At 41.6% G+C, this 9,197-nt stretch carries 7 protein-coding genes; 2 read left to right on the top strand and 5 right to left on the bottom strand.

The window, feature by feature from the left end; all coding sequences use genetic code 11:
* A partial coding sequence (locus JHD79_RS22085) for a serine hydrolase (protein WP_199121531.1) occupies nt 1-787 on the top strand: 787 nt, incomplete at its 5' end.
* A gap of 220 nt (nt 788-1,007) precedes the next feature.
* Here the strand turns inward: JHD79_RS22085 and JHD79_RS22080 are convergent.
* The 3 genes from JHD79_RS22080 to JHD79_RS22070 all read right to left on the bottom strand — a co-directional run bounded on the left by JHD79_RS22080 (nt 1,008) and on the right by JHD79_RS22070 (nt 6,023).
* A complete protein-coding gene (locus tag JHD79_RS22080; protein ID WP_199121530.1) occupies nt 1,008-2,342 on the bottom strand; it encodes a paraquat-inducible protein A in 1,335 nt (444 codons plus the stop codon).
* A 76-nt stretch (nt 2,343-2,418) separates the two neighbouring features.
* Entirely contained in the window at nt 2,419-3,747 is a 1,329-nt protein-coding gene (locus JHD79_RS22075) for a paraquat-inducible protein A (RefSeq protein ID WP_233164836.1), read from the bottom strand.
* A gap of 179 nt (nt 3,748-3,926) precedes the next feature.
* Nucleotides 3,927-6,023, bottom strand: a complete 2,097-nt coding sequence (locus tag JHD79_RS22070) for an HRDC domain-containing protein (protein WP_199121529.1) — start codon at nt 6,021-6,023, stop codon at nt 3,927-3,929.
* Nucleotides 6,024-6,345: 322 nt separating this feature from the next.
* Here JHD79_RS22070 and JHD79_RS22065 point away from each other — a divergent pair, with 322 nt between their 5' ends.
* On the top strand, nt 6,346-8,580 hold the full coding sequence (locus tag JHD79_RS22065; protein WP_199121528.1) for a S41 family peptidase: 2,235 nt from the start codon (nt 6,346-6,348) through the stop codon (nt 8,578-8,580).
* A gap of 44 nt (nt 8,581-8,624) precedes the next feature.
* Here JHD79_RS22065 and JHD79_RS22060 read toward each other — a convergent pair whose 3' ends face one another.
* Both JHD79_RS22060 and JHD79_RS22055 read right to left on the bottom strand, forming a co-directional pair.
* Nucleotides 8,625-8,954, bottom strand: coding sequence for a hypothetical protein (locus JHD79_RS22060; RefSeq protein WP_199121527.1), 330 nt, complete (start codon nt 8,952-8,954; stop codon nt 8,625-8,627).
* Between the two features lie 18 nt (nt 8,955-8,972).
* On the bottom strand, nt 8,973-9,197 hold a 225-nt coding region (locus JHD79_RS22055), incomplete at its 5' end, for a hypothetical protein (RefSeq protein ID WP_199121526.1).

The raw sequence follows: 9,197 nt of genomic DNA, 5'->3' as shown, positions 1-9,197 counted from the left end.
GGCAGTAATTGAACGTAAAATAAAAATAGATGATTATATCGACGACTTCCTTCCCAAAGGATATGTGTTGTCTAAAAACCTTAAGAACAAAATAAAAATTTCAGATCTGGCCTCTCATCAATCTGGTTTGCCCGATATAGATTTTGGAAAGTTAGTTGCACTAGATCCACAACAGCCTGTGCATAGTGTAACTGAAAAAGCATTAATTGCCATGATCAATAACTGTACTGAACTTATAGACTATGGTAAATATCGTTATTCCACAATTGGGTATACTTTGCTCGGACAAATATTAGAACAGGTGTATGGCAAGAGTTACGATAAAATTATTAAAGACAAAGTAATAGTACCGTTAAAGATGACCAATATGCTAACGAAAGATTTTGAGGTGGAAAACAGAACTACTGGTCACAATCCCAACGGTAGTATTCAGGAATTCTTCAAATGGAATGTTACCGCACCTGCGGGATTAGTAAAATCTAATGCTACTGATATGGTTACATTTTTAAAAGCGGTCTTAAATAAAGAAACTGCTACAGGTAAAGCGGCCATCATGACGGAAAATATCTTCTATAAAGATGAAAACAGAGCAATGGGATTGGGGATTAACATCATCATGGATGATAAAAATACCATTTATTTGAAGTCTGGCGATTCTATGGGACAGTCTTCCATTATATGCTACAACAGGGCTAAAAATTGGGGCATGATTATCCTTCTAGATCAAAGGAACTCAAAAATGAGGCAAAGCCTGCTGAATGAAATTAACGATACGGTTTTGAAATAAATAAATAGAGGGCGTTAGATTTTCGATACCAAAAACCATATAAAATTTGTATTTCTAACTTAAAAAGTTTTCCTACTGCCACTGATGACTGGAAGGGGCAGATGCATAAATGGTGCAACAGATGATGTACTATACTTACAGATAATAAACTGTTACTGGCATCTGAACTACTGCTGTACCTGAAGGGAATTTTGAAATCAATACTTAAAGAACATATGCGCTAATTGTTTTTATTGGTAAGAGTAGCAAGGCAGGCCACCTTTTTAAGGATATAAGAAAGTATAAAACTGAAAGCAACGTAGCCTACAAAAATAAGGTATCCGGGTTGGAGCGAGGTAAAGTTTACCGTGGCCGTGGTTAGTGCCTCGCTTCTGATGTTCAGATCGCTCAATTGGCTGGTTAAAATCCCGTTGAGACCAATGTAGGTCATTAAAATCCCTACTACCATTACGTCCGCCATATCCCATTTCGCTGATTCGAAGGCAAGGTATTTGGTGATTTTATTTTCTGAAATTGGCGGATTGCAGAGCAGGTGTATACCTCTTGCGGTCATTCTTAATATAGGTAGCATAATCACGAACAGGATGATGAGAATACCTACGGTAATTGAATCTGGCTTTCGCTGTTGAACCAATACTTGTGCAATACTAAGAATACTTTTGCTCTGGAAGAAAAGTACCTCGTTTTGGAAAACCACCTTTTCGCCCAATAGGTGCAGGGTAAGTGAGCTGATCCTGGCATCTACTTCAATAATGGATACTGTGGTGCCAATAATGAGCAGTACCAGTGCAAAAAGTAGCGACATGACAAATAGTGTGGTATGTAGGTGTACTTTTTTTCGAAGGGGTAGCCACAAAGAGAGAGCTAGCAGTACACAACCAAGCATGGCATAGGCGTAATTATAGGTGACTTTACGGATATTATCTAGTCGGGTTTCTAGGTGTTTGTTGAGGGTACTGCTGGTATTTACGTTGTACTTTTTGAACAGATGCTTGGTCATTTTGACCTGTGCGGTAGCGGTACTGTCATAAATCTGATCGGTCAGTTCATGCAATTCGCTGGTGGCAATACCCTTTATTTTTTTCATGGCTTTAGGACGGTTGATCCTATTGATGATGGTGGTGGCAAAGGAAGGCACCTGTGCATGAAGTTCCTCTGGCTTTACAAACTGTTTGAAAGCAAATTTCTTGAGCTTTCCACCTAGGCCTTTCTGTGGCTTGTTAAAGTCCTTAACCACTTCATTGATCATGTCATGGAGTTCTTTCTCTACCTGCTCTTTCATCTCTTCCTTTTGTTGCTTGGTGACTTTGAAATCCTTGATCTTTCTGGTAACGATGACAGAAATCTTATCTCGCCATAGGTCGAGCGAAAATACACCAAAAGTAATGTTATTGGCCATTGAATAGTCTTCCTTAAGTCTTTCTTGCTCGTTAGAAAGCGTGTATAACCGATAACCAAAATAACATTCGGCTGATAAAAGTAACCCTAATCCCAAAATCAATAGGAGGTTGAAGAAGCGGTGTTTTTTTACGGCGGTATGCTGGTCTGTTTTCAAGTGTTAAGGGATTTTGGTTGATCTTGTCTTTGGCTATAAACGGTATGAATGGTCATTGGTCTTGTTTTTACCTATACTACGAACAGTCGTGAGGACTGATGGACTTTAGGATGGTGGAGAGTACTAGGCCAAAAAGCACAAAGGCAATGAAAATGATGTATCCAGGTTGCAGGGCGGTATTGTGGGTAGAAATGAGCGTGAGCGAAGCAAGAGGAATGTTTAGGCTGGCCAGTTGGCTTTCCAGTAGACCGTTAAGGCCAATATAGGCCATTAAGATGGCAATTACAATTACATCGGCCATGCTCCACTTGCCAGACTGGAAGGCAAAATATTTGATAACCTTGTTTTCGGCCAGTTTTTTCTTGCCAAGCAGATGGATGCCCGTAGAACTAAGTTTCATCACTGGAAACAAAATGCTAAAGATCAATATGAGCACGCCCACGAGAATGGAATCAATGGCCGTTCCGCTGATCAAAATCATCACCACGTCTAGAATGCTCTTGCTCTGGAAAAAAAGTACTTGGTCCTTAAAAACAATTTGCTGGCCGAGCAGTACAAAATCTATGGCACCGATGCGTGCATCTACCTCGATCATGGAGGCCGTAAGACCAACAGCCAGTAGGATAAAGGCAAACACCAGCGATAGGATGAAAAGGGCGGCATGCATGTTTTCTCGTTTCCTAAAAATCCACCAAGCCGAAAGAAAAATTATGATACCACCCAGCATAGCAATACTGTAGGTGTAGGTTAAACGATTTATTTTTTTTAGCGCAAAAAAAATCTTATTGTTGAAGTCTGTTTGGTTGGCCACATGGTAACGCTGATAGGCCTGCTCTACTTTGTTTGCATTGGCTGTCAGGGCGCTGTCTATAGAAGCGATTTCGTCTACCTGATCAATTTTTTTGAGGGCAAGAGATCTCAACTGCTCTTTGGTTTTTCGATTGTCTATTTTGCTCATGAGGGTGATGGCAATGCCAGGCACCTTTTTTTTGATGGTATCTACCTCTATAAAGTTCTTTACGGCAAACTTAGCCAGTTTGCCCCTGAGCGATTTTTTCTTTGGTTTGGTCACCAGGGCTTCTGCCTTATCAATCAGCGCAATAATAACGCCTTCTATCTCCTTTTGAAGTTCCCTTTTCTGTTTAGGGCTTAGGTTAAGGTTTCTCACTTGACGTTCAACAATGGTTTCGATCTTGTCCTGCCACTGCGATATGGAGAACAGGCCGAGCGAAATATTGTTCATTTCGGCATAGTCGTGCTTGAGGTGTTTCTGTGTTTCTGAGAGCTGGTGTAGGCGATAGCCGAAATAGCCTTGGGCGATAAGTAATATCGATAGGCCCAAGATCAGGAAGATTTTAGGGGTATCAAATCCTTTGCTGAATGTCTGTTTTTGTGGGGTAGCCAAGTGTACTTTTAATCAATTATTTGGCGTATAACGCAAGAAACTGGTCAATTGTTTGACCCATCGGTGATTTAGAAGGTAAAATTTTGTAGGCAAAAGCCAATGCCAAGGCTTGCTGATCCCGAATTCGGATATCGGCAGGAAAGTGATCATTACGCTTTTATCGGTGGGTTTGCTTATGATTAACCAAAAAGATCATTTTCGCCAAGGTGCGTACGGATCATTTTGAGGAGGTGCTCGCCAAATTCTGCGGTCTTTCCCTCGCCTATGTTCTTGATCTTGGCCAGTTGTGTAAGGCTTCTAGGTAGTTTTGCACTGATGTCGGCCATGGCCTGGTCAGAAAGGATCAGGTAGTCGAGTGTTTTTTTAATGGCGGCGGTATTTGTTCTCCATGCGATCAATTGGGTATACAGTGCCGGATTTTCGATGACAACTTCTGGGCCAGTCTGTTTTTGCTTCCAGCCATCAATTGGTTTGTACTGCATTGCCGAGGTTCTGATGGTTTGGGAGATGGCCGAAATATTTTTGAGGACTGGCAAGTCTTGGAACACTTGTATTTTTGTTCCTAGCTGTTCCAACAGTAGGTTTAGGGTCGGAAAATAGTCGCTATGATAGGGTGATCCGGTGGCAAGTAGGTGTATTTCCTGTAGCTGCTGTTGCATTTCACTAAGGGAGGGCAGAAAGTATCCTGCTGCTTTTACAAGTCGCTCCTTGAGCTGTTGTAACGTGATTTTCCCCTGCAAGGTTTGGAGCTCCTGACGAATGAAACGTTCGCCAATGGGTTGTACTTTTGTACCTAAAAGGCGTTCGGTAGTATTGATTTTGTCGTTGACAAGTGTGGCTGAAGGTAGTATTTCCATGAGCACCGATTTGAAGTGGCTCCAAGCCATTGCAATTGGCATGAAATCGAAGGTGAGTATCAAGGTTTCTATTTCAATGGCAGCTTGTGAAACTGCTAACACTTGCTGGTCTGGAATCTGAGATTGTGCCTGTGTCATGAAAGCCGATACTGAAGGGTCGGTGATGATATTTTCGGCATTTACCTTTTCCCTTAGCAGGAGGCCCTCTAGTGTACGGCAGCGACTCAGGGCCACATAAGTCTGTCCGTGGGCAAAGGCCGCACCAACGTCAACAATGGCCTTGTCGAAGGTAAGTCCCTGACTTTTGTGAATGGTAATGGCCCAAGCTAGCCTTATTGGGAATTGGGTAAAAGAGCCAGCGCTGGTTTGGGTCACTTTCTGATCTGTTTCCGATAGGGCATATTTGGTGTTTTCCCATGTTTCCAGATTGGCTTCGAAAGTTGAACCATCATCAAAAAAGGTTAGGTTAATGACCTCTCCGCTAACGCTTACCACTTTGGCGGTTCTGCCATTATAGAATTGTTTCTTCCCCGAACTGTCGTTCTTGATGAACATGACCATAGCGCCTGCCTTTAGCACCAATTCTTCTTCCGTGGGATAGGCCTCCTTGGGGAAATCTCCGCTTACCTTGGCTTTAAAAGTATAGGTTTCCCCTGGGAGCTGTTCCAGTCTCTCTTGGTTGATCTTTTTGACCAGTGGGTTATGGGTAGTGAGGGTAACATGTTCGGCAAGTTCAGCCATTTCTGAAACGGGCTGATATTGTTGATTGAGCTTCTCGAGCAGGGGTGGACTAATGGCTCCATTCCTAATCTCGTTAAGAATGTCGATAAAGGTGGGGTCACTCTGTCGGTGTACGGTTGTCAATTCGAAGGTGAGCAGTGGGTAGGTCTTGAAAACCAAGCTATCGAAGAAATAGGGGCCTTTATAAAACCTGCCCAAGAAATGCCAGTCATTTTGGAAAACGGGAGGTAATTGGTAAAGGTCGCCGATCATGAGCAATTGCACGCCTCCAAAGGGCAGACTATTACCCTTAAGGAATCTGAGTACCCTATCAATATAGTCTAAAGTATCGGCCCTCACCATACTGATTTCGTCGATGATGAGCAGGTCCAGACATTTAATGAGCTTGGTTTTATCTGGTCCAAAGCTCTTGCCAGAGAATTCCTGGAATATATGAGTTGACGATGTTGGTGGAATGGGTCCGAATGGTGCTTGGAAGAAGGAGTGTATGGTAACTCCACCAGCATTAATGGCTGCCACTGCGGTAGGTGCCACTACCGCGAGATTTTTCTTGGTATTGGAACGGATGTAACGCAAGAAGGTAGTCTTTCCCGTGCCCGCCTTTCCCGTTAGGAATATAGGCTTATTGGTATTTTCGATAAAATCGATGATCAGTTCGTGTAGGGAATCCAGCTTCATAGGTGTGATGTACAAAATTAAGCGTTGCCAAGTTTGTTTTCAGAGCTACTTTTCCACATGACGCATGTTTATCATGTTGGCCAATTTTTTCAAGGCTGCTTTGGCCTCTTCGTTTTGGGCATTTATCTCCATTGATTTTTGGGGCATAGACGCCCTCCAAATCTATGGTAATGTTACGTAGAGTTTGCTGCTCTTTCTGAAGATTAATCCTTATTTTCATCTGGATATTGTGGGCTAACTGAAAGCATGTGTTTAATTTTTGTAAATGATCGCATCTGTTATAATTCCAGTATTAAATTATGATATTCCAACATCCTTTGTTATGAAAAAATATATTTTTATTTTCATTCTTGGCGTATTATTTGTTCGGTACGGTAATGCCCAGGTAGTTCTTAATGGCGATTTTGAGAAAATTGACAAGGTATCTAAAAACCCCGAGAATTGGGTATTGTACGCAAATCCTTTTGCTGCAAAGTCTTATGCCGTAAAACTTGATAGTGTTGTCAAGCAGCATGGTAGATATAGTATTCTTATAGAGAGGATAGCTCCAAGTTTAAATCAAAATACAATTACCTATAATATACCTGAAGCTGCTTTTGAAGGGAAAACAATAACACTTCGTGGTTACATTAAAATTGAAGGTTTGGAAGAGGAGGGGTATGCAGGGTTATGGTTTCAATTGAATAATGAACAAGGAAAGCAGATATCTAGATATATTGATAACCAGGGAGCCAAAGGGACTAGCGATTGGAAGCAGTATAGTATTGAGCTACCAAATAGAAGCGATGTTAAAATTATACAATACGGGGGTATACTAGCTGGCGGTGGTAAGGCATGGTTTGATAATCTTGAACTTTTAATTGATGGCGTTCCAATGGAAAGAGCAAAAGCGATGGTGCCCAAAAAGGCAGCTACAGATACTGCTTTCAGTAAAGGATCACAAATTAATCATATCGCAATCAATCCTCAACAAATTACAAATTTAGCCATAGTTGGACAGTTTTGGGCTTTTTTGAAATACCATCACCCAGCTATTGTAACTGGCGATTACAACTGGGATGCAGAATTATTTAGGCTTTTGCCATTGGCAACGAAGGCTAAAAATAATAACGAACTGAGTAGTGTATTGGAAAAATACCTGATTCAATTTCCCATTCCACCTTTATGTAAGACCTGTAATGAAAGTGCTAAAGAAAAAGTTCTTCTAAGGGCAGATTATGGAGAGTTATTAGATGGGAAAATTTTAAGCAGTTCACTGGTAAAAAAGCTGGTGTTGGTTAGGGATAATCGTAGCACTGGAGAAAATTATTGGATTGGTAAGGCAATTGCTGGCCAAGCATTATTCAAGAATGAGAAAGCATATGAAAATATGGTCTATCCAGATATGGGTTATCGTTTGTTAAGTCTGTATCGCTATTGGGCCATGATTAATTACTATTATCCCAATAGGGATGTTATTGGGGAAGATTGGAGTAAGGGATTAAGGTCTGCTATCCCAGATTTCATACTGGCCGCTAATCAAAAAGAATATACCATTGCCGTACTAAAATTGATTTCGAGTATAAATGATACACATGCGGCCATTGGCCTAAGTGTACCATTTAATTTAATAGCGGGAAAATATGCGGCCCCATTTCAAGCCAAGTTTATAGAAGATAAGCTGGTGCTTACCGGCTTTTATGTAAATACGCCTGCAGTACGTGAAAATTTAAAAGTTGGTGATCTTATTCTTGCCATTAATGGAAAAACTATAAATGATTTGCTAAAAGCATATCTGCCAATTACACCTGCATCTAATTATGATAGGAAATTAAATGACTTACCTGCTACTTATTTGTTAAGAAGCCATGAGACTACATTAAAAATAGCAGTACAAAGAGGGGAACAGATTTTTGAATACAATGTACCCATGATTGATCAAAGATTAGCACTCATAAACATTAATTATACCAAGCCAACCGGATATTACCTGATCAATGATGAAATAGGGTATGTTTATGGCGGCAAATACAAGAACAGCGAACTGCCAGCCATTAAAAAAGATTTTGAAAAGACCAAGGGCATCATTATCGACTTAAGAGTTTATCCTTCAGAATCGATGATTAATACATTGGCGAATTATATTAAGGCTATTAATGCACCATTTGCAATAGGTAGCGAGTTTGATTTTTCTAAACCAGGTTCTTTTACAATGACCAAGCCCATCAGCAATGGTGCACCTACAACAGATTATTATAAAGGTAAGGTAATCATACTTGTTAATGCGGTGTCTCAAAGCAGGGCCGAGTTTACGGCAATGGCGTTTCAAGGTGCAGCTAATGTGCGTATTCTTGGTAGTCAAACCTCTGGGGCTGATGGTGATTTTTCCACTATTATTTTACCTGGCAATATCAGTACGGGAATATCGGGAATAGGCGTTTTTTATCCAGACCTAAGCCCTACACAAAGGGTTGGCGTTAGAATTGATGAGTGGATAAAACCTACAATTAAAGGTATTTTGGAAAATAAAGACGAGCTATTGGAAAAGGCAGTGGAACTCATAAAAAAGGGTGGCTAACTTATAGCTGTTATGCTGCTTTTCTATAGAGACTTGGAATCGAGTTATGGTAAGGGGCTTAACTTCGATAAACGTATGGCTATCCTCATTAATATGGTTATGGTTACTAAAGCGACCAAGCAAGCCAATAATATGGCTGGATTTATGGTAAAAGGTTTCAGTAAGTAGAGCATCATCAGGTTAAAAAATATCAAAATACCAATGATTATTTTTCCCAAGCGTTCTTCTTTCTTGTATTTTGTACGGTAACTTACCCGATAACTGGCCATAGCCACATGGAGTAAGTTCGATGAATATTGAGCTGAGGGAATATCCATCTCTTTCTTTAGGAGAGTTGCCAGTTGGTTGATTTCCTTTGATGTCTTGTTTTTCATTGGAGAATAATTTGTTTTTTAAGGACGATAAGCCCTGCCTAACGCCTGTCTCTTATACACATCTGACGCTGCCGACGATCGAGCCATAGTGTAGATATGGGGGGTGGGGGGGTGGTTGAAAGGGGGGGGGGGGGGGGGGGGGGGGGGGGGGGGGGGGGGGGGGGGGGGGGGGGGGGGGGGGGGGGGGGGGGGGGGGGGGGGGGGGGGGGGGGGGGGGGGGGGGGGGGGGGGGGGGGGGGGGGG

The sequence above is a fragment of the Pedobacter sp. ASV28 genome, assembly GCF_016428855.1.
Classification (GTDB): domain Bacteria; phylum Bacteroidota; class Bacteroidia; order Sphingobacteriales; family Sphingobacteriaceae; genus Pedobacter.
Note: the sequence above shows the minus strand (reverse complement) of the source record. Positions and strands in the feature narration are given on the sequence as shown.